General features: G+C 68.3%; 18 protein-coding genes, 1 tRNA gene and 1 pseudogene. 18 read left to right on the forward strand and 2 right to left on the reverse strand.

The window, feature by feature from the left end:
• Positions 1-6: 6 nt before the first annotated feature.
• Positions 7-900, reverse strand: a complete 894-nt coding sequence (locus QO010_RS04430; protein WP_307346470.1) for a sulfotransferase domain-containing protein — start codon at positions 898-900, stop codon at positions 7-9.
• A 487-nt stretch (positions 901-1,387) separates the two neighbouring features.
• Here QO010_RS04430 and QO010_RS04435 point away from each other — a divergent pair, with 487 nt between their 5' ends.
• The 18 genes and pseudogenes from QO010_RS04435 to QO010_RS04520 all read left to right on the forward strand — a co-directional run bounded on the left by QO010_RS04435 (position 1,388) and on the right by QO010_RS04520 (position 19,772).
• On the forward strand, positions 1,388-2,338 hold the full coding sequence (locus QO010_RS04435; protein WP_307346472.1) for a class I SAM-dependent methyltransferase: 951 nt from the start codon (positions 1,388-1,390) through the stop codon (positions 2,336-2,338).
• Entirely contained in the window at positions 2,335-3,630 is a 1,296-nt protein-coding gene (locus tag QO010_RS04440) for a phenylacetate--CoA ligase family protein (RefSeq protein ID WP_307346475.1), read from the forward strand. Before QO010_RS04435 ends, QO010_RS04440 begins: the two co-directional genes overlap by 4 nt.
• Before the next feature lie 173 nt (positions 3,631-3,803).
• Positions 3,804-4,871: an acyltransferase family protein gene (locus tag QO010_RS04445; protein WP_307346476.1), complete on the forward strand. Its 1,068-nt coding sequence runs from the start codon at positions 3,804-3,806 to the stop codon at positions 4,869-4,871.
• Positions 4,868-5,995 (forward strand): glycosyltransferase, encoded by a 1,128-nt coding sequence (locus tag QO010_RS04450; RefSeq protein WP_307346478.1) that lies wholly within the window; start codon positions 4,868-4,870, stop codon positions 5,993-5,995. The genes QO010_RS04445 and QO010_RS04450 overlap by 4 nt, the downstream gene beginning before the upstream one ends.
• Before the next feature lie 410 nt (positions 5,996-6,405).
• A pseudogene (locus QO010_RS23970) lies at positions 6,406-6,531 on the forward strand (type B chloramphenicol O-acetyltransferase); the annotation flags it as partial.
• 17 nt (positions 6,532-6,548) lie between these two features.
• Entirely contained in the window at positions 6,549-7,409 is an 861-nt protein-coding gene (locus QO010_RS04460; RefSeq protein ID WP_307346483.1) for a glycosyltransferase family 2 protein, read from the forward strand.
• Entirely contained in the window at positions 7,406-8,206 is an 801-nt protein-coding gene (locus QO010_RS04465; protein ID WP_307346485.1) for an FkbM family methyltransferase, read from the forward strand. Before QO010_RS04460 ends, QO010_RS04465 begins: the two co-directional genes overlap by 4 nt.
• Positions 8,203-10,005 carry a methyltransferase domain-containing protein gene (locus tag QO010_RS04470; protein WP_307346488.1) on the forward strand — a complete coding sequence of 601 codons (1,803 nt, stop codon included), beginning with the start codon at positions 8,203-8,205 and terminating at the stop codon, positions 10,003-10,005. Before QO010_RS04465 ends, QO010_RS04470 begins: the two co-directional genes overlap by 4 nt.
• 76 nt (positions 10,006-10,081) lie before the next feature.
• Positions 10,082-10,933 (forward strand): class I SAM-dependent methyltransferase, encoded by an 852-nt coding sequence (locus QO010_RS04475; RefSeq protein WP_307346491.1) that lies wholly within the window; start codon positions 10,082-10,084, stop codon positions 10,931-10,933.
• Positions 10,934-11,394: 461 nt separating this feature from the next.
• On the forward strand, positions 11,395-12,627 hold the full coding sequence (locus QO010_RS04480; protein WP_307346493.1) for a glycosyltransferase family protein: 1,233 nt from the start codon (positions 11,395-11,397) through the stop codon (positions 12,625-12,627).
• Complete coding sequence (locus QO010_RS04485; protein WP_307346496.1) at positions 12,624-13,592, forward strand: NAD-dependent epimerase/dehydratase family protein; 969 nt, start codon at positions 12,624-12,626, stop codon at positions 13,590-13,592. Before QO010_RS04480 ends, QO010_RS04485 begins: the two co-directional genes overlap by 4 nt.
• Before the next feature lie 29 nt (positions 13,593-13,621).
• On the forward strand, positions 13,622-14,578 hold the full coding sequence (locus QO010_RS04490; protein WP_307346499.1) for a UDP-glucuronic acid decarboxylase family protein: 957 nt from the start codon (positions 13,622-13,624) through the stop codon (positions 14,576-14,578).
• 1 nt (position 14,579) lies between these two features.
• Positions 14,580-15,626, forward strand: a complete 1,047-nt coding sequence (locus QO010_RS04495; protein ID WP_307346502.1) for a mannose-1-phosphate guanylyltransferase — start codon at positions 14,580-14,582, stop codon at positions 15,624-15,626.
• 129 nt (positions 15,627-15,755) lie between these two features.
• Entirely contained in the window at positions 15,756-17,309 is a 1,554-nt protein-coding gene (locus QO010_RS04500) for a ferritin-like domain-containing protein (RefSeq protein ID WP_307346505.1), read from the forward strand.
• Positions 17,310-17,326: 17 nt separating this feature from the next.
• Positions 17,327-17,983 carry a hypothetical protein gene (locus QO010_RS04505; protein ID WP_307346508.1) on the forward strand — a complete coding sequence of 219 codons (657 nt, stop codon included), beginning with the start codon at positions 17,327-17,329 and terminating at the stop codon, positions 17,981-17,983.
• Between the two features lie 4 nt (positions 17,984-17,987).
• Complete coding sequence (gene bufB, locus QO010_RS04510; RefSeq protein ID WP_307346511.1) at positions 17,988-18,917, forward strand: MNIO family bufferin maturase; 930 nt, start codon at positions 17,988-17,990, stop codon at positions 18,915-18,917.
• Positions 18,914-19,705: an HvfC/BufC family peptide modification chaperone gene (locus tag QO010_RS04515; protein ID WP_307346514.1), complete on the forward strand. Its 792-nt coding sequence runs from the start codon at positions 18,914-18,916 to the stop codon at positions 19,703-19,705. Before bufB ends, QO010_RS04515 begins: the two co-directional genes overlap by 4 nt.
• Positions 19,683-19,772 (forward strand) — tRNA-Ser (locus QO010_RS04520). The genes QO010_RS04515 and QO010_RS04520 overlap by 23 nt, the downstream gene beginning before the upstream one ends.
• Before the next feature lies 1 nt (position 19,773).
• Here the strand turns inward: QO010_RS04520 and QO010_RS04525 are convergent.
• Positions 19,774-20,856 (reverse strand): hypothetical protein, encoded by a 1,083-nt coding sequence (locus tag QO010_RS04525; protein WP_307346516.1) that lies wholly within the window; start codon positions 20,854-20,856, stop codon positions 19,774-19,776.
• Between the last annotated feature and the right edge of the window lie 8 nt (positions 20,857-20,864).

A 20,864-nucleotide genomic window follows, 5' to 3' on the forward strand; every position in this document is an offset into this window, starting at 1 on the left:
GGCCGGCTACCAGCCCATCTTAGCGAGATCGGCGCCCAGCCGCTCACTCCAGTACTGCGTCTCGCCGCGGAACAGTTCGGTCAGCGCCCGGGCGATGGCCGGGTCGGCCTTGACCGGCACCGGGATCACATCGACGGCGTTGGGCCGGCGCTTGACGATGCGCGCGATCCGGCTGCGCAGGCTGGGCTGCTCGGGCAGGCTGGTGGGGTTCTCATGCGGCAGCGCCGTGGGAAAGCCCGATGGATCCAGATCGAGGAAGCGGCTTAGCTGGCCGCGCATGGCCTCGGGCGAGCGCAGGGCGTCCTCCAGGGTCAGCACCAGGACGTTGGCCGCTCCGAACTGCGCCTCATAGCGCGCCACCTGCCGGCGGTAGCCGGTGTTGGCGATATAGCGAAAGGACCAGAGGTAGTCGTCATACCGGCGCTTGTAGGGCTCGGGCGAGATGCGTCGCTCGACCAGCGCCCGAGCCAGCCGTCGCAGTTCGGTCTGCTCGGCCTGGTCCTGGTCCCCGCCCAGATCGGCCAGCACCGCGCCCGGCTCCCGCCGCTCATGGCCGCGCTTGTAGAGGTGCAGATAGCCGGAATAGACCCGCGCCGCCGGCGCGCGCAGCATGAAGATCAGCTTGACGTCCGTTCCCAGCGCCCCGGCGATGAAGGCCGCCGCGCGCGGATTGGCCATGTTCTCGGTGGTGGCGTCGAGGATTACTCGCGGGTGGGGACTTCCGCCGCCGGTGAAGGAGGTCGTGTAGCCACCCAGATTTTCCAGGTTGGTGGCCTTGGAAAAGAAGGCGTTTTCCTTGGGGTTGGACAGCAGGCAGTCGGGGTGCGCGGACAGATATTCCGCCAGGGACGTACTGCCGCTCTTCTGGCAGCCGGCGAGGAACACATTAGGCAGTCGCAAGTGACACCCTCACACACATACTCCAGCACAGGCCCCTCTCCGCGAGGCCGTGGAGTGTGACCCTCCCCTGACCAGCGATTTGCGAAGCAGGCGACGTGGCGCCGAATCGTAACGCTCCACTGGGAAATGGATTCCGACAAATCCCCCCGGAAATGCGAGCGAACACAAAAACTATCTGCTGTCGCGGGACGGGCCAAGTCAATAATGCGATGCCCCCAGAACAGGGGGTATGTTGCCGGAAAGACCGCCCATGACTGTCAGTCCGGCCCGGACGGCCCGGGACTCGTGCGGGAACACCTGGGATATTCCACCTGCGGTCGCCATCGATGCTGGATTCCATGGCAGTCGTTCGCACGTCGCCCCACGCTGATTGTCCGGGCAAGCCCTTTCACCCTAGGATGAAACGCGGCGGCTGGCGGAATCCCGTCGCTGTGATCACAATCGTTGCAGGTTGGCGGGCGCCCCCTGCCTATTTTCGGGTGTCCGTATGCCGTCCCTGACCCGCCAAGTGAAGACAGCCGGCAAGAGCCTGCTGCACGGGCTGTTCGCCCTGGGCCAGCGGCTGGGAGTCGATGTCCTGCCGCGGCATTTTTATTCACAGATCCCGGACCTGGCCCGGCTGAAGGGCCAGACCGGCTGGCGGGCGCCGATGAGTCTCCACGGGGTGCAGGGCCGCGAACTGGAGGGCCAGATCGCCTTCGTCGGCGAATGCGTGACGCCGGAGCGGACGGCGCTGTTCGCGGCGCGTGACGTGCATGCCGAAGCGGTGGCCGCCAACGGCAGCGACGGCGGCTATGGGCCCATCGAGGCGCAGTTTCTCTACGCCTTCATCCAGGCCAAGGCCCCCCGGCGGGTGATCCAGGTCGGTTGCGGCGTCTCCACGGCGGTCATCGAGGCGGCGGCCAAGGACGCCGGCGGGGCGGTGGACATCCTCTGCATCGACCCCTACCCCACCGACTTCCTGCGGCGGCGCCAGGCGGCGGGGGGCATCCGCCTGCTGGCCGAGCCGGCGCAGAGCGTGGACCTGGCGACGTTCGAAACCCTGGAAGCGGGCGACCTGCTGTTCATCGACTCCACCCACGCGGTGACGGCCGGCAGCGAGGTCAACCGCCTGGTGCTGGAGGTGCTGCCCCGGCTGAAACCCGGGGTGTTCGTGCACTTCCACGACATCTACTTCCCCTACGACTACCCGCGCCGGCTGCTCAGCGAGGACCTGTTCTTCCATGCCGAAAGCACGCTGGTGCACGCCTTCCTGGCCGGCAATCCGGGCTACCGGATCGAGGCCAGCCTGAGCATGCTGCACTACGGGGCCAAGGAGGCGATGAGGGGCTGGTTCACCCGCTACGACCCGCAGGGCGACGCCGATGGCCTGGCGGCGCCGGGCGGGCGGCATTTTCCCAGCGCCCTCTGGCTGCGGACGGTGTCGGCCCGGCCATGAACCCGCTCAGCGCCTGGCGCCGGCGGCGGGTCGCGGCGGACCTGGCCGGCTATCGGGGGATCTATGACGATCCGTCGGCGGACGTCGCGGCCCTGCAGCTGCAGCGGCTGAACGCCGCCTGGGCCGCGAGCCTGGCGGCCTCGCCCTGGGCGCGGGCCCAGCGCCAGCGGCTGGCCCTGCCGGAGCGGTTCGACAGCTGGGCGGCCTTCGAGGCCCAGGTCCCGGTCCAGCGCAAGGAAGACCTGCGAACCGACCTGGCCGCGCCGGATGGCCCGGCCCCCAGGGTGCTGTGGCGCTCGACCGGCGGGACGACGGCCCAACCGCTGCGGTTCCCGGTGCTGCCGTCGGAAACGGCGGCGGCCGGCCGGGACCTTTGGCTGGGCCGGGCGCGTCTGGGGATCGGGGCGGGCGACCCGTTGTTCCTGATCTGGGGCCACAGCCATATCTTCGGCGCCGGCTGGCGCGGCCGGCTCTACGCCTGGCGGCGAAAGCTGTCGGACGCGGCCCTGGGCTACACCCGCTGGAGCGCCTACCGGCTGTCGCCGGAGGATCTGCGGCTGGCGGGAGCGGCGCTGCTGGCCAGCCGGGCGCGCTATGTCATCGGCTACGCCTCGGCCCTGGATCGGTTCGCGCGGGCCAATGAGGATCGGGCCGACGCCTTCGCGGCCCTGGGACTGAAGGCGGCCATCGCCACCGCCGAGGGCTTCCCCCGGGCCGACAGTCGCGAGACCGTCGCCGCTGTGTTGGGCTGCCCGGTGGTCATGGAATACGGCAGCGTCGAGACCGGGCCGATGGCCTACGAGCAGCCGGGCGGCGGCTATGACGTCTTCTGGGCCCACCATCGGCTGGAACTGGGCGAAGGGGGCGAATTGATCGTCACCAGCCTCTTCCCACGGGCCCTGCCGCTGCTGCGCTATGCGGTCGGCGACCTGGCGACCAGTGACGAGACCGGGCCGGGCCTGACCCGGATCACGGCCATCGGCGGGCGCTGCAACGACGCCGTGCCCCTGCCCGATGGGGCGCCGATCCATTCGGAGGCCTTTACCCACGCGGTGCGCGATACGCCCGGCCTGCTGGCCTACCAGATTGTCCGGCATGGCCCCGGCGCCTGGCCCTCGATTCGCTACGAAGCGGCCCAGGCCCTGGGCGGCGCCGCCGAGGCCGGCCTGCGCCGGCGGCTGGGGCGGATCGCGCCGGGAATGGAGCGGATCGCGCTGGAACGGGTCGAGGCCCTGCCGGCATCCGTGGCGGGCAAGCATCGGATGGTGGTCGACGCCGACGAGGCGGGCTAGTGTCCCGATTCCGAAGTTCGCCGTGGGCCGTGGCATCTGCTGACGAACTTCGGAATCGATAAGGACACTAGCGAAGTATAAGTTTCTAGTGTGCTTTTTTGGATTTGAAGTTCGCCCCCACGCTTGACCCAAGAATGAGTCGAACTTCAAATCCAGCACACTAGAGAAACACCGTGGACCAGGCGCAGGACATTGCAGGCGAACCCGCGCGGGCGGCGCGAATCCGGGGGCTGGACAGCATCCGCTTCATCGCCGCCGCCATTGTCATGTTCGCCCATACGGGCCAGCCGCCGCTGCGGGTCGGCATCGACACCCACACCCTGGCCGGCCGGGCCCTGGACGGGCTGCTGGGCAACACCAGCTCCTCGGCGGCGGCGGTGATCGCCTTTTTCGTGATCTCCGGATTCTGCATCCACTACGCCCATGCCGGGAACAACCAGATCCGCAGCCTCTCGGAATACTATGCCCGCCGCTACATCCGCATCCTGATCCCGGCCCTGGCGGCCCTGGCCGGGGCGGCGGTGCTGCATCTGGAAATGTCGCTGTTCGACAAGTCCATCCTGTGGAGCGTGGCGGCCGAGATCATCTACTACACCCTCTATCCGCTGCTCCTGCTGGCCCGGCGCAAGGCAGGCTCGTGGCTGCCGCTGATCGCGGTGTCCTTCGTGTTCTCGGTGATGGTGGCGGCGACCAATCCGCTGTCCGGCGCCTATCCGGTGTTCGGGCTGAAGCTGAACTGGCTGCTGGCCCTGCCCTGCTGGCTGCTGGGCTGCTGGCTGGCCGACCTGCAGACGGCGGGCCGCACGGCCTGGGCCGAGAAGTGGCTCTGGCCGCTGCGGGGCGCGACCTGGGCGACGATGGTGGTCTGCAGCGTGCTGCGCTACCACAGCCCGATCGGCTATCCCTGGACGCTGAACCTGTTCGCCATCCTGGTCACCTTCTGGCTGATGGCCGAACTGGCCCACTTCTCGAAGGCCAGGCCCGTCGGCTGGCTGGAATGGGCCGGGGGGTGGAGCTATTCGCTCTACCTGACCCACAAACTGACCTTCATCCTGCTGGGCCCGCTCTATCTGCAGGGTCTGGGCCTGATCCCCGGCTGGACCATCCAGCTGGCCCTGCTGCTGGCCGGGGCCTATGTCTTCTACCTGGCGATCGAGCGTCCCTCGCACCACCTGGCCCGTATCGTCGGGCGCAGGCTGGCCAGCCTGCGGCCGGCGGCGGCGGCCAACCCCGCCGAATGACCAACCTGCATGTGATCCAGACGCTCGCCTCCATCGCCAATGAGGCGGCCGGCCCGTCCTATTCGGCGCCCAGCCTGGCCACGGCCCTGGCCGGCGTCGGCGCCCGGGTGGAGATGTTCACTGTCGGCGACGGCCCGCCCCGGCCGGTGGAGGGCGCCGATCACCGGATCTTCCCGCAGAGTTGGGCCGGGCTGCCGGGCCTAGGACAGCTGCGCGTTTCCCGGGCCATGCAGGCGGCGTTGCGGACGGCGCCGGCCGATCTGGTTCACACCCACGGCCTCTGGCTGGCGCCCAATGTCTATCGCCGCCCGGACAAGGCCTTCGTGATCTCGCCCAGAGGCATGCTCGGCCCGGCGGCTCTGGCCTTCTCCAGGACCAAGAAGCGGCTGATGTGGGCGGCCTTCCAGGGCCGGGCGGCGCGGGCGGCGGCCCTGCTGCACGCCACCAGCGACCAGGAGCATGACGAGATCCGCGCCTTTGGCCTGACCAATCCGGTGGTGGTGATTCCCAATGGCATCGATGTGCCGTCGCTGGAGCGGCCGGCGGCGGGCGCGACCCGGACCGTGCTCACCCTGGGCCGCATCCATCCCAAGAAGAATCTGACGGGCCTGATCCGCGCCTGGTCGCGGCTGGCCGACCGCCAGGGCTGGCGGCTGCGGATCGTGGGACCGGACGAGGGCGGTCACGCCGGCGAACTGCGGGCCCTCGTCGCCGAACTGGGTCTGGACGATGTCGTCGTCGACGGACCGGTTTTCGGGACCGGCAAGCTGGCCGCCTATCGCGAGGCCGACCTGTTCGTGCTTTCTACGCTGAATGAGAACTTCGCCATGACGGTCGCCGAAGCCCTGGCCGCCGGGACGCCCGTCGTCTCGACCAAGGGCGCGCCCTGGGCAGGACTCGAGACCGAAGGCTGCGGCTGGTGGATCGAGCATGGCGAGGTCGCGATGACCCAGGCGCTGGCGGCGGCGATGGCGCGGCCCGCCGGGGCCCTGGCCGCCATGGGCGCAAAGGGCCGGGACTGGATGCTGCGCGACTACAGCTGGACGCGGATCGGGCGGGACATGCTGGCGGCCTATGAGTGGGCCGTGCGGGGCGGGACGCCGCCCGGGACGGTGCGGCTGTGAGCGAACTGGACATCGCCGCCAACCGCGCGGCGCGCAAATGGACGACGGGCGAACTGCTCGGCCGGGCCCTCTGGGAGACCGGCGGCCAGCTGCTGTTCGCGCTGACTCCGCGCCCCTTCTGGGGGTGGCGTCGCCAGCTGCTGCGGCTGTTCGGGGCCAGGATCGCCAAGGGCGTCCACCTGCATCCCCGCGTCCGCATCACCGTCCCCTGGAACCTGGACATCGCCGAGTATGCGGCGGTCGGCGAGGACGTGCGGCTCTATAACCTGGGCCTGGTCAGCATCGGGGCCGCCGCCACGGTCAGCCAGGGCGCCCATCTCTGCGCCGGCACCCACGACTACCGCAAAGCCGACCTGCCGCTGGTCAAGGCGACCATCCGCATCGAGGGCGGCGCCTGGGTCTGCGCCGATGCCTTCATCGGGCCGGGCGTGACGGTGGGCGACCATGCCATAGTCGGGGCCCGGGCCGTGGCGGTGCGCGACGTGGCGCCCTACGCCATCATGGCCGGCAATCCGGCCCGTCAGATCGGCCTGCGCGAGATGCGAGGCGGCGCTTGAAGGTCTCGATCCTGATCCTGGCCCATAACGAGGCGGCCAACCTGCCCTCGTGCCTGGCGGCCCTGACCTGGTGCGACGACATCCTGGTCATCGATTCGGGCAGCACCGACGACAGCGTGGCCATCGCCCAGGCCCACGGCTGCCGGGTGATGCACCGGCCGTTCGACAACTTCGCCGGCCAGCGCAACTTCGGCCTGGACGAAGGCGGCTTCAAGCACGACTGGATCCTGCACCTGGACGCCGACGAGGTGGTGACCCCCGCCTTCCTGACGACCCTGGAAGCCCTGCAACCCACCGAGGCGCTGGACGCCTGGCGCGTGCCGTTCAAGACCATGCTGTTCGGCAAATGGCTGCGCCACGCCGGCATGTGGCCGGCCTATCAGGTGCGGCTGGGCCATGCGAAACGCCTCCGCTTCGTCCAGGTCGGCCACGGCCAGCGCGAAGCCCTGCCGACGGAACGGGTCGGCGACTTCCCCGAGGCGCTGCTGCATTACAGCTTCTCGCATGGCCTCAAGCGCTGGCTGGACAAGCATGTCCGCTACGCCGCCGACGAGGCCGCCGAGATGACCGCCAATCCCTCGCAGCCGGACGCCCTGAAGACCGCGCTGTTCGGTTCAGACGCGACCAGCCGCCGCCGGGCCGTCAAGGCGCTGGCCGGGCGGATGCCGCTGTTCTGGCGGCCGTTCGCGCGGTTCTTCTACATCTACATCGTGCGGCGCGGATTCCTGGATGGCCGGGCTGGCCTGGCCTATGCCTTCATGCTGGGGACCTATGAGGCGATGACCGCCATCCTGGCCTTCGAGGCTGCAGGCAGGATGGGAAGCAACCGCATGCCGCCGCCGGAGACCGCCGCGTGATCCACGCCCTCTACAAGGCCCTGCTGCGCGGCCCTAGGTTCCGAGGCCGCCACCGGCTCGAGAACCTGCTGCGCCGGATGCTGATGCCGCCCGTCGACACGGTCGACGGTGTCCGCATGGAGCTGGATCCCCAGGAGTGGCTGCAAATCCACATGCTGGCCGGCCAGCCGACCGAGCCGGCCACCACGGCCCTGTTCCGCCGGCTGCTGAAGGCCGGCGATACCTATATCGACATCGGCGCCCATGTGGGTTTCCACGCCCTGGCGGCGGCGCAATGCGTGGGGCCGACCGGCCGCGTCCTGGCCGTGGAGCCGCAGCCGTACAACTGCGCGAAACTGCTGATCAACAGCCAGATCAACGGCTTGACCAATATTCTTGTCGTCATGTCGGCGGCCGGAGACAGCGACGGGATGATCGTGCTGCACGACCAGAAACGCAACGACAAGGCGCGGCTGTCGGTGGTCGAGGGCGCCGGGATCAGCGATGTCGCCACCCGCTTCGAGGTGCCCATCCAGCGGATCGACACCCTGCATGAGCGGCATGCGCCCGGCCCGGTCCGGCTGTTGAAGATCGACGTGGAAGGCTATGAACGCCAAGTGCTTTCCGGCGCCGCCGCCACGCTGGAGGTCACCGAGAACCTGGTGTTCGAATGCCTGCCGGACTCCAGTCCCGAGATGGTGGCCGAGCTGGTCGCCACCCTGACCGGCGCCGGTTTCAGCCTGCGGCAGGTCGATGGCTCGCCCTGGACGCCCGGCGGCGCGGCCATCGAGCACAATGTCTGGGCCGCCCGCGCATGAAGCTGCGCAACCTCCTCGCCCTCGCCGGCCACGCGCCCCAGGTGGCATCGGCCTTCAGGGGCATGATCGACCAGACCACGGCGAGCGACCGCCAGCACCTGAACTGGGTCGGCGACGCCATCCTGCGCTACAACCGCTGTTCCAAGGACGGCGGCTACAGCGTCGCCTTCAGCCTGATCCACGGCTGGCAGAACGGCTATGTCGAGACCACCGGCTATCTGGTCCCGACCATGCTCGACCTGGCCGAAACCCTGGGACGGCCCGACCTGCGCGAAAACGCCCTCGCTCAGGGGCTCTGGCTGCTGGAACACCAGCGGCCGGACGGCAGCTTTCCGGATATCAACCGCTCGGTCTCATCCGCCTTCGACACCGGCCAGGTGCTGATGGGCCTGCAGCGGCTGTTCGTGGAGACCGGCGAGCCGCGCTACGCCGACGCCGCCCGCCGAGCCTGCGACTGGCTGGCCGGCCTGTCCGAGGCCGACGGGTCCTGGCTGCGGGCCGGCGAGTCGCCCGGCCGCTCGCCGACCTATTATTCGCGGTGCGCCGCGGCGATGATGGACTTCGGCAAGCTGGTCGGCGAGCCGCGCTACGTGGCCGCCGGCGAGGCCTTCCTGGCCTGGGCGGCGGACCAGCAGCTGCCCAGCGGCCTCTTCCGCCATTCCGAGCTGGTGGTCGGCCGGCCCTACCTGCTGCACACCATCATCTACGTGCTGGAGGGTTTCCTCCACGCCCATGAGGTCACCGGCGACCGGCGCTGGCTGGACGTGGCGCTGAGCGGCGCCGAACCGCTGAAACAGGCCAACCTGAACCGCGAGATCGTGCTGGTCAGCTACTATGACGCCGATCTGAAACCCGCCAGCCGCGAGAAATGCATCACGGGCCTTTGCCAATGGGCGGGCCTGGCCCTGCGGCTGCACGAGCTGACCGGCGACGAGGGCTATCTGACCTGCGCCTCCAACACGCTGTTCTATCTGAAGTCCAAGCAGATCAAGGCCGACCCGGTCATCGGCGGCGCCCTGCCCGGCTCGGTCCCCTTCTGGGGCGACTATCTCAAGCTCTCCTTCCCCAACTGGAACCTGAAGTTCTTCGCCGACGCCCTGCTGCGCTGGACCCGGATGGGGCTGGACACCAGCCTGCAGCAGGAGTGGTTCGTGATGTCCTGCCACGGCCAGAACGCCGCCAAGGTGGGCTGGACCGAGGTCGAGGATCACCTCAGCGCCTTCGACGAATTCACGCTGGAGCAGATCGAGCCCTTGATCGCCGGGCTGGGGGGAAGCCCGACGGTGCTGGACCTGGGCTGCGGGGCTGGCCGGTGCCTGGACTGGTTCGCCGGCCGCCATCCGGACTGGGAGCTGGTCGGGGTCGATCCGATCGATCCCCAGCGCCCCGACCGCGCCATCCAGGTCGGCACGGCCAACCGCATTCCTCTGGCCGACGCCAGCGTCGAGGTGGTCTATGCCTGCATCGCCCTGCAGCATGTCGGCGATATCGACGGGGCGCTGGCCGAGATCGGCCGGGTGTTGAAGCCCGGCGGCCTGCTGGTGGTATTCGACCGCGATCCGGTGTCGCTGCGCGGCCTGCTCAAGCCCTGGCACGAACTGAAGGGCCGCTGGATCTACAGCTGGGATGCGCCCTTCCGAGAGCGCTGGTACACCGCCGGGCGTTGGCGGCGCCTGATGCGCAAGGCCGGCTATCGCGTGCAGAAGGTCAAGGGCTATACCGGCAACGGCGGCGGCGGCTGGCGCGGGCGGCTGCCGATCAACCGTTTTCTGCTCATCGCCGCCCGCAAGGCGGCCTGACGCGCGAAAAACATGGATGACCTGGGCTGGGTCGGGCTATGGCAGACGACCGGTCAGTAGATTTGAGGAAACCAGCGTGGCGGCGACAACCCAGATCCGGCAAGGCCTGAACCGGCTGCTGCGGCCTCTCAACATCGAACTCAAGAGCCTGACGGCCGACCGCCAGGAGCAGCAGCGCATCCAGGCCCTGATCCAGGCCGGATTGCTGGACAAGCAGATCTTCCCGCTGTCGCCCGGCATGGACGCCTTCGATCCGACCCCGCTGGCCGAGACCTGGAGCCGCTGCCGGGCCGACCTGGCCAGGCTGCAGACCGTCCCCAATCCGGTCGGCTACGACCCGACCAACACCTACTACGCCAATCCGGACATGGAGGTGCTCTACCTCCTGATCCGCATGCTGGCCCCCGGCAAGGTGGTGGAGATCGGCTGCGGCAGCAGCACCCGCATCACCCGCCAGGCCATCCGCGACGGCGCCCTGGCCACCCAGATCATCGCCATCGACCCCTATCCCCGCAACGACATCGCCCCCTTCGTCGACCGGTTCGAGAAGACCCGCGTCGAGGAGTTGGCCGACTACAGCGTCTTCGAGAGCCTCGAGGCGGGCGACATCCTGTTCGTCGATTCCAGCCACGAGGTGCGGGTCGGCAACGACGTGGCCCGCATCTTCTGCGACATCATCCCCCGGCTGAAGCCCGGCGTGATCCTGCACTTCCACGACATCTTCCTGCCGTTCGACTACCCGCCGGCCGACGCGGAACGCACGCCGGAGTGGGGGGAACAGTATGTCCTGCACGCCTGGCTGCAGCACAGCGGCGCGGAAATCCTCTGGGCCGGCCGTTATGTCCAGCTGTGCCGGCCCGATGTGCGCGCCGCCCTGCCCTTCCTGGGCGAAGCCATCGCCCAGAGCTTCTGGTTTCGGCTGGCTTAGGGCTGCTCAATATTTGGGCGGCCAATCGGACCCTTACCGAAAATGGGCCACCTGCATCGGTTAAGCAGGAAACACACGCCCCGATAGAACTATAACTGCCGCTCTATGGTCTCCATCGGGGCATGCACAGCTTAGGATTGTTGCCCAAATCGAGTTGATAGCGCCGACAATACAGGCCTTCCCCCGACGACAACCACCCCCCCGAATTTGGGCTAGGCAAGCTATGCGCCCTTCGCGTAGTGAAAAGTCAGCGATCAAACTCGTATCCAGCCACGGATTTGCTGTTTGTCCGTAAGCGAACCATCCGAGATGACCATTTCGGATCGCCGCGCGCCGAAGGAAACGACGGTCAGTAACTGAGGAGTTCAAGTGTCTAGTCGGCGATGCTCGGTCGCGATTTCGGACGGGGGCGCAAAGCCTGCGGCCGAGACGACCTGCGCGGACCGCCGGAGGGCGCCGGCGTGAACACCATCATCGTCTGCGACTGGCTGCCCCCCGCCTTCGGCGCCGTCGGCCAATACATGTCCCAGCGGGCCCACAGGCTGGCGGCGGAAGGCGGCCAGGTGACCCTGATCGGCCTGGGCGAAGAGCCCAGCGTCACCCAGGTTCCGATGCAGACCGGCTCGCTCACCGAGGTCCGCATCAAGGCCGTCGGCCTGCAGAAGGGCAGCTTTCTGCTGACCCGGGCCACCTGGGCGCTGCGCAAGAACGTCAAGCTGGCCTGGGCCGCCAACAAGGCCATCAGCCGCTCGCCGCGCGGCAAGGGGACCGAGATCGTGGTCACCGGCTCGCCGCCCTTCCTGTCCTATGTGATGATCGTCCTGAACCTGCTGCTCTGGCGGCGAACGCTCATCTACCGGATCACCGACTTCTATCCCGAGACCGTGTTCGCCGCCGGCTTCATGCGGAAATTCCAGTTCGTCGGCGGCCTTTTCCATTTCCTGCGCCGCTTCGCCACCCGTATCGAGGCGCTGGGCGAGGACCAGAAGCGGCGGCTGCTGGAGACTGGCGTCAAGCCCCAGGCCATCCAGGTCGTGCGCGACGCCTCGCCGATCGAGGACTGGGGCGATGCGCCGCCGGCCGAGCGCCCCTTCCCGGCCGACAAGGTCCTGCTGCTCTATTCCGGCAACCTGGGCCTGGCCCACGATATCGAGACCCTGGTCAGGGCCTATGACCGCCATGTCCGCCATGGCTCCGACCGGATCAGGCTGTGGGTGAACGGCACCGGCGCGCGGCTGGGCCCGCTGCAGGAGGCCTGCGCCGAGCGGAATTTGCCGCTGCATGTTTCGGCCCCGGTTCCGATCGAGGACCTGCCGGCGGTGTTGCGGGCGGCCGACGCCCATCTGGTGCTGCTGCGCGCGCCCTTCTGGGGCTATGTGCTGCCCTCGAAGATCTATGCCTGTGTCGCGCTGGACCAGCCGATCCTCTATGTCGGGCCGGTGCAGTCGGACGTGCATCTGCTGGCCTCGCAGCGCCCGCGCCCCTACCGCCAGGTCGATCCGGGCGATGTCGTCGCCTGCGTGAACGCGCTGGAAGACATCGCCGACGCGGTCCAGGGCCGGACCTGGCGCGCCGAGCCGCCCGCGCTGGTGACCTCCGAACCGGTCGCCAATGAAACGCAGACGGTTGCTTCGGACCGTCCGCGGCGTCAGGCTGGAGCGGAGTGGATGTCGTCCTGGGGTAAGAGAATATGAAAACGGCCTTGGTGTTGGGCGCCGGCGGCTTTATCGGCGGCCACCTGGTCAAGCGGCTCAAGCGTGAGGGCTTCTGGGTCCGGGGCGTCGATCTGAAGCTGCCGGAATATGCCGAGACTGAGGCCGACGACTTCGTTATGGCCGACCTGCGCGAGCAGAGCGTGGTCCGGGCGGTGATCGACCGCCGCTTCGACGAGGTCTACCAGCTGGCCGCCGACATGGGCGGGGCCGGCTATATCTTCACCGGCGAGCATGACGCCGACATCATGCACAACTCGGCGACCATCAACCTCAACGTCGCCGACGCCTGCCACCGGCGGACCATCAAGCGGCTGTTCTATTCCTCGTCGGCCTGCATGTACCCGGCCTATAACCAGGAAGACCCGGACAACCCCAACTGCGCCGAGGACTCGGCCTATCCGGCCGCCCCGGACAGCGAGTACGGCTGGGAGAAGCTGTTCTCCGAGCGCCTCTTCCTGGCCTACAACCGCAACCACGGCACGGAATTTAGGGTCGCCCGCTACCACAACATCTTCGGTCCCGAGGGCACCTGGGACGGCGGCAAGGAAAAGGCCCCGGCCGCCATGTGCCGCAAGGTGGCCATGGCCAATACCGGCGGCACAATCGACATCTGGGGCGATGGCCTGCAGACCCGCTCCTTCCTCTATGTCGACGAATGCCTGGAAGGCTCGACCCGCCTGCTGCGCTCGGGCTTCGAGGGGCCGGTCAATATCGGCTCGGACGAGATGGTGACCATCAACCAGCTGGCCGGCCTGGTCGCCGACATCGCCGGCAAGACCATCCATCTGAACCACATCCCGGGCCCCCTGGGCGTGCGCGGCCGCAACTCCGACAACCGGATGATCGAAGACCGCCTGGGCTGGCGGCCCAGCCAGCCCCTGGTGGCGGGGCTCGAACGCACCTACGAATGGATCGAGCGTCAGGTGGCGCGTAACGCCGCCTGATCTGGCGATTCTAGAGGGACGGTGGGGCGATGAGCGGGCCACGCATACTGGTCACCGGCGGCGCGGGCTTCATTGGCTCGCATCTGTGCGAGCGGCTGCTGGACCTGGGCGCCGACGTGCTTTGCGTCGACAACTTCTTCACCGGCTCGCGGGCCAATGTTCGCCACCTGCTGGGCAATCCCAACTTCGAGCTGATGCGTCACGACGTGACCTTCCCGCTCTATGTCGAGGTCGACCAGATCTACAACCTGGCCTGCCCGGCCAGCCCGGTACACTACCAGCACGACCCGGTGCAGACGACCAAGACCAGCGTCCATGGGGCCATCAACATGCTGGGCCTGGCCAAGCGGCTGGGCGCGAAGATTCTCCAGGCCTCGACCTCGGAAGTCTATGGCGACCCGGCGATCCATCCGCAGGTCGAGGGCTATTGGGGCAACGTCAATCCGATCGGCCCGCGCTCCTGCTATGACGAGGGCAAGCGCTGCGCCGAGACCCTGTTCTTCGACTACTGGCGCCAGCACCGCCTGCAGATCAAGGTGGCGCGGATCTTCAACACCTACGGCCCGCGCATGCATCCCAACGACGGGCGGGTGGTCAGCAATTTCATCGTCCAGGCCCTGCGCGGCCAGCCCATCACCCTGTTCGGCGACGGCGAGCAGACCCGCTCCTTCTGCTATGTCGATGATCTGGTCAGCGGACTGATCGCCCTGATGAACACCCCGCCCGAGGTCACAGGCCCGATCAACCTGGGCAATCCCGGCGAGTTCACCATGCGCCAGCTGGCCGAACTGGTGCTCGAACTGACCGGCAGCGCCTCGCCCATGGAGCATCTGCCCCTGCCTATCGACGATCCGCGCCAGCGCCAGCCGGACATCGGCCTGGCCCGGCAGCACCTGGGCTGGGCGCCGACCACGGACCTGCGCGCGGGTCTGGGCAAGGCCATCGCCTATTTCGACAAGGTGCTGACGACCAACGAGGCCAACTAGTGTGGCCCTGCACCCGGTAATCCTCTGTGGCGGTTCGGGCGTGCGGCTCTGGCCGCTCTCCAACGCCAGGCGCTCCAAGCCCTTCATCCCGCTGGTCGACGGCCAGTCGACCTTCGCCCAGACCCTGGCCCGCCTCGCCGCCATCGACGGCGCCGCCGCCCCGATCGTCGTGGCGGGGCCGGCCCATGTCGAGGCCATCGAGGCCGAGTTCGCCGCGGCCGGCGTCGAGGGCGTGATCATCGTCGAGCCCGTCGGCCGCGACTCCGCCCCGGCCATGGCCGCCGCCGCCCACTACATCCAGGACCGCCACCCCGGCGAGGTCGCCCTGTTCCTGGCCGCCGACCACCATATCCCCGATCCGAAAGCCTATGCCGCCACCGTGGCCATCGCCGTGGCCCAGGCGGCGCTGGGCTCCATCGTCACCCTGGGGGTTCGACCGAGCGGCCCGTCGACGGCCTATGGCTACATCGCCCCCGGCGCGCCGCTCGAGGCCGGGGCCTATCGGGTGGAGGGGTTCGCCGAGAAGCCGGACGAGGCCACCGCCCAGGCCTATCTCGACCAGGGCCGGCTCTGGAATGGCGGCATGTTCATCGTCCGGCCCGACGTGCTGATCGCCGAACTGCAAGCCCACGCCCCGGCCATCAATCAGGCGGCCCGGGCGGCCCTCGACGGGGCGCAGACTCTGGGCCGCCAGGTCCGACTTGGCGAGGCCTTCGCCGGCGCCCCGAAGCTCTCCATCGACTATGCGGTCATGGAGCACACCGCCCTCGCCGCCGTGGCGCCGGCCGATTTCGCCTGGTCGGACCTGGGCGCCTGGGACGCGGTGCTGGCCGTCTCCCGGCGCGATGAGGCCGGCAACAACGCCGAGGGCGCGGTGGTGCTGACCGGGGCCGAAAACTGCCTGGTGCGGGCGGAGGGCGGGGTGAAGGTCGTGGCGGTCGGGGTGCGCAACCTGGCCATCATCGCCGGCCCCGATGGGGTCATGGTCTGCGACCTGGACGCGCTGGACCAGATCAAGGACGCCGTGGGCCGCCTCCAGGACTCCTGAACCGGATTTGGGTCAGGCCGGCATTGCCAAATCGGTTTCGAATCGCACAACTACCCATTGAAACTTGAGTCGACTTCGGCCCAGGCGTGGGCTGTGAGCCGATGCGCCACAATGGGCGGGGGCCTTGCGATGAAGAAGTCCGATCCGGTCACGCGGCTGACGCCGATGGAGCAGGCGCTGGTGGCGACGCTCAACGCCACGAGCAACCGCGAGACGGTGCTGAAAGAGCTGAAAGCCAACCTGCAGACCGCCATCGAGATCGAGCTGGCGACCATCCCGATCTATCTGAACACCTATTATTCGATCAACCGGAACACCAACAGCGGCGAGGCCATCGACAACCTCCAGGCCTTCGCCAACAAGGCCGGCGGGATCATCATGAGCGTGGCGGTGGAGGAGATGCTCCACATGTCGCTGTCGGCCAACATCCTGTTCTCGATGGGGGTGGCGCCGCAGATCTACCGCCAGGCCCCGAAGAAGTATCCGACCGGCCTGCCCTATCACCAGCCGCAGGGCCCCAAGGGTCCCAATGGCGAGACGGCGGTGTTGATCCCGCTGGCCAAGCTGACTTTCGAACAGCTCTGGCACTTCCTGCAGATCGAGTATCCCGAGCAGTGGGATGCGTGGCCGCAGGACCGTAACTGGCAGACCATCGGCCAGTTCTATTCCTACATCCGCTGCCTGATCCACACCCGGTTCCTGACCGACGCCGACTTCCAGCGCGGGCCCGCCGCCGAGGCGATCCAGCCCTACAACTACTCGCCCAACAACGTCGACACCGTCTATCCGACCGGCAAGTTCGATCCCTGGAAGCCTGCTCCGGGCGGCGGTCCGGCCCCGGCCTGGAGCCAGGCCGACGGCTATCCCAGCGGCGCGGAGATTGCCCAGTATCCCGACCGCGGCGACAGCCATGCCGGGGCGACCGAGCTGATGACGGTGGCCTCGATCCTCGACGCCGCCTGCGCCATCGACACCATCTGCGACCAGGGCGAGGGCTATCCGGTCCCCTATCTGGGCCCGGGCGACGATGACGACCCGTCCAAGGACGAGGCCTCGCACTATGTGAAGTTCCTGACCCTGCAGGCCCAGTACGCCGAATACAAGGGAACCACCGAGTCGCTGCCGGCCGAGCCGCCGCCGCCCGACCTGCAGCTGCCGACGATCGCCAAGGGCGCCCTGGAGGCGGCGGGCTATGTGATCAACTTCCCCAAGAACCCGACCGCCAAGGGCTATCCGGCCAAGTACAAGCCCATCGCCGACTTCTGCAGCGCCTGCTTCCAGTACATGCTGATCATGACCGAGACCATCTACCGGGTCCCGCCGCAGAGCCAGAAGCTGTTCTTCAACGAGGGCCTGCACCGCTCGATGATCTGGGTGCTGGACAAATATATCCGCACGATCCGGCAGATCCCCATCGACGACAAGCAGTTCATGGGCCCGGTGTTCGAGGACTTCAACCTCGGCGGCCGCAAGGAAAGCTTCAAGGCCCTGATCAAGGCCGGGGCCGAGGCGATCGACGCGGCCAACAAGGTCATCAAGACCCTCAAGCCGGACGACCCGCTGGTCAGCGTGATGAACAACGTCATCTACTATGTCGGCGTCGCCACGCCCCAGCCGAACAACAGCGCGTCCGGCAAGGCCCACCTGCCCGACGTCGCTCCCTACTGGCCCGCCGGATCCTAGCGCAGGAGGACAAAACCATGCCCCATCCCGACAAGCCCACGGCCGCGCCAGGCGTCCCGGTCCCCAAGCCCTATCCCTATGCCGCCGAGCCCGCCTTCCCGCCCAAGATCGGGCCCCAGCCGACCGGCATGCCGCAGCACGCCTGCATGGGCCTCAACAGCTGCGCCGGTTCCGACCGCTATGGCGCCAAGGGACCGCCGGGCGGCCAGCCCAACGCCTGCGCCGGCCAGGGCTATTGCTCGACGGCCGTCGACCACACCTGCCACGTCCAGAACAGCTGCAAGAACCAGGGCGGCTGCGGCCTCTACGGCACCGGCGAGGAGATGGACAATCCCGGCGCCAACGACTGCGCTTCGCTCGGCTCCTGCGCCACCCCGATCAACGCCGAGCGGTTCAGCACCAACGGCCCCAACCGCGGCAAGAGCGTCTGGGCCCGGGCCCGCGAGGTGTTCGAGGAAAAGGTCTGGCCGGGCCTGCGCCAGGACCTGCTGGACAAGCAGGCCACGGGCGGGGTCGCTGCCGACCAGCCCCTGCCGGAAACCCTCGGCCATCCGCCGGCCGCCTTCGCCGCGACGGGCCCGACCTACCTGTGGATCAGCGACGACAACATCTCGCGCGGCAACATGACCGCCTGCGGCTCGAGCGGGCTCTCCGGCGCCGGAGGCTGCAGCTAGAGGGATGATCGCCGACCTCCCTCGCCTGGGGCTGGGCCTTGGCCTGCGCAACGTCCATTTCGAGCAGATCCTCTCGCAATGGCCGGCGGTCGACTGGTTCGAGGCGATCTCCGAGAACTTCATGGACTCCGGGGGACGTCCAAGGGCGGTGATCCGCCAGGTCGCCGAGCGCTATCCGCTGGTACTGCATGGCGTGTCACTCTCGATCGGCAGCACGGACCCGCTCAATCGCGACTACCTGTTGAAACTCAAACAATTGGCCGACGAGGTTAAACCGGCCTGGGTCAGCGACCACCTGTGCTGGACCGGCGTCATGGGCCTCAACTCACACGACCTGCTGCCCATGCCGCTGACCGAGGAAAGCCTGGCCCACGTCGCGGGGCGGGTGCGGCAGGTCCAGGACATGCTCGAGCGCCCGCTGATCCTGGAAAACCCCAGCAGCTATGTGCGCTTCACCCAGTCGACGATGGAGGAACCGCAGTTCTTGCGCTCCCTCGCCGAGGAGACCGGCTGTGGCCTGCTGCTCGACGTCAACAACGTCTTCGTCAGCTGTTTCAACGCCGGAACCGACCCGGTGGCCTATCTCGAGGCCTTCCCGTGCGAGCGCGTCGTGCAGATGCACCTGGCCGGCCACCAGCATATGGGAACCCACATCATCGACACCCACGACCGCCCGGTGCGGCCCGAGGTCTGGGAGCTGTTCCGCCTGGCCTGGGCCAAGACCGGCGGCGCCTCGACCCTGCTGGAATGGGACGGCGATATCCCCAGCTTCGACGACTGCCACGCCGAGGTCCGCAAGGCCGAGCGCTACATGGGCGGCAGCTTCGAGGGGCCGCGCCCGGCGGCCGAGTCCCCAGCCGGCGATAGCGTCTCCAACCCGGTCGGCTTCCTCGTCCCCAAGGTGATGGAGAGCGCCGTGCTGGAAGAGACATGAGCCCCACCCTGGAGGCGACACAGCGCTGGATGCAGGAGGCGTTGGTCTTCCCGCTCCGCGTCGCGCCGGAGGATGTCCAGGAACGCCTGGCGTCCTCGGCCCAGCTTACCGGAGCCGACGGTCTGGCCATCTACCAGCGCGGCTATTTTCTGCGCATCACAGCCTGCATGCGCGAGCAATTCCCAGCTCTCTGCCACGCCCTGGGCGAGCCGCTGTTCAACGATTTTGTCGCCGGCTACATCCAGGACCATCCCCCGGAGAGCCACACCCTCTACGATCTCGGCCGCCGCTTCCCGGCCTTCCTGGAGGAAAGCCGACCCGACCGTGACGATCCGCCGGAAGCCCGCGAGACCTGGATCGACTTCATGATCGACCTGGCCAGTTTCGAGCGCGCCGTCTTCAGCCTGTTCGACGCGCCGGGCTGGGAGGGCCGCCCATTCGCCGACGCCGCCACGCCGCCCGATCGCCTGCGCCTGCAGCCGGCCTTTGCGCTGGGCGCCTATCGCTACCCGGTCGCCGCCTACTACCACGCGGTTCGCCAGAAGCAGCCGGCGCCACTGCCGCCTGCCCAGCCCTGTTTCGTGGCCCTGGTGCGCACCGATTATGTGACCCGCACCATTCCGATCACCGAGGCGGAACACCGGCTCCTGACGGCAATCGCCGGCGGCGCCACAGCCACCCTCCGCGACCCAATTCAGCAGCGTTGGCTGGACTGGGGGTTCTTCATCGACGAACCGCCGCCGGCCCTGCTAGAAGGCCCGTCCCGGACAGGTGGCCGAGTGGTTTAAGGCAGCGGTCTTGAAAACCGCCGTGGGTTTGCGCCCACCGTGGGTTCGAATCCCACCCTGTCCGCCAGCTAGTTTCGCGGCGTTTCCTTCAGCCAGGCCAGGACCCGCGGATTGAGCTCGCCCGGATAGCTGTGGGCCAGGTCGTCCAGCTCCACATAGGTGAGGTTCGCGCCCGTACTCTCCAGGAAGCGCGCCGCCTCGCGCGCCATCCCGACTTCGAACATCCAGTCCCGCGCCCCATGGACGATGTGGATCGGCAGGCCGGCCAGGCGTCCGGGCTCGGCGAACTGGGCCAGCATCGGGTGGAAGGCGGCGGCCGTCGGGGCCAGATGGGTGAAGGGCGAGCCGGTCTCCAGGCCGCTGACATAGGCGAAGGTCCCGCCGTCGCTCATGCCACAGAATAGGCGGCGGTCCGGGTCGATGTTCCAGCGCGAGGCGACGAACTCGACCATCCGGGCCAGGTTCGGGCTATCGACATCGTCGCCGGCGAGCGCCCAGGTGCGGCCGATGGCGGTCGGGGCGACCAGGATGGCGCCGTGGGACCGGGCGGTGCGCAGCCAGCTCCACAGGAAGCCGCGGCCATGGCCGCTGCCGCCGTGCAGGGCGAAGACCAGCGGCCAGGCGCGGTCAGGCCGGTAGTCTTCCGGGACGTAAAGCGAAAAGCCCCCGCGCTCGTCAGGGGCGTTGCCGACGTGGAAGACGCCGACTTCCGCGTCGGGCGCTGGATCAGCGAGCCGTTTCAGCAGATCGGTGTCCTGCCGCTTGTCCGGTTCCAGAAACAATTGGCTGACCGGCGGCAGCATGGCCGCCAGGGGATAGAGCGCCTCCAGGGCCTCGGGCGGATGCCGCAGCGCGCGGAACACGGCCATCAATCCGTCTTCGGCGTCCGCCGCGCTGCGCAAGCCCTCGAAGGCGGCAATGACGGCGTCAGCGGCGGTGCGAACGGCCTGGCGGATGTCGGCCAGGCTTTCCGGCCAGGCTTCCAGTCTTGGCAGCTGCGCCCGCACGGCGGCGTCCGGCTCGCCTATGGCTTCCATCAGCTGGGCATAGCGCGGCGGGTCGAAATGGCGGGCCAGCAGGTTTAGCCGCTCCAGGGCGGTCAGCAGCGGCGGCAGAAGCTCCGTCAGGTCGTCGAGGGCGCGCTCGTCCATTCCCCACC

Source organism: Caulobacter ginsengisoli (genome assembly GCF_030814835.1).
GTDB classification, from domain to species: domain Bacteria; phylum Pseudomonadota; class Alphaproteobacteria; order Caulobacterales; family Caulobacteraceae; genus Caulobacter; species Caulobacter ginsengisoli.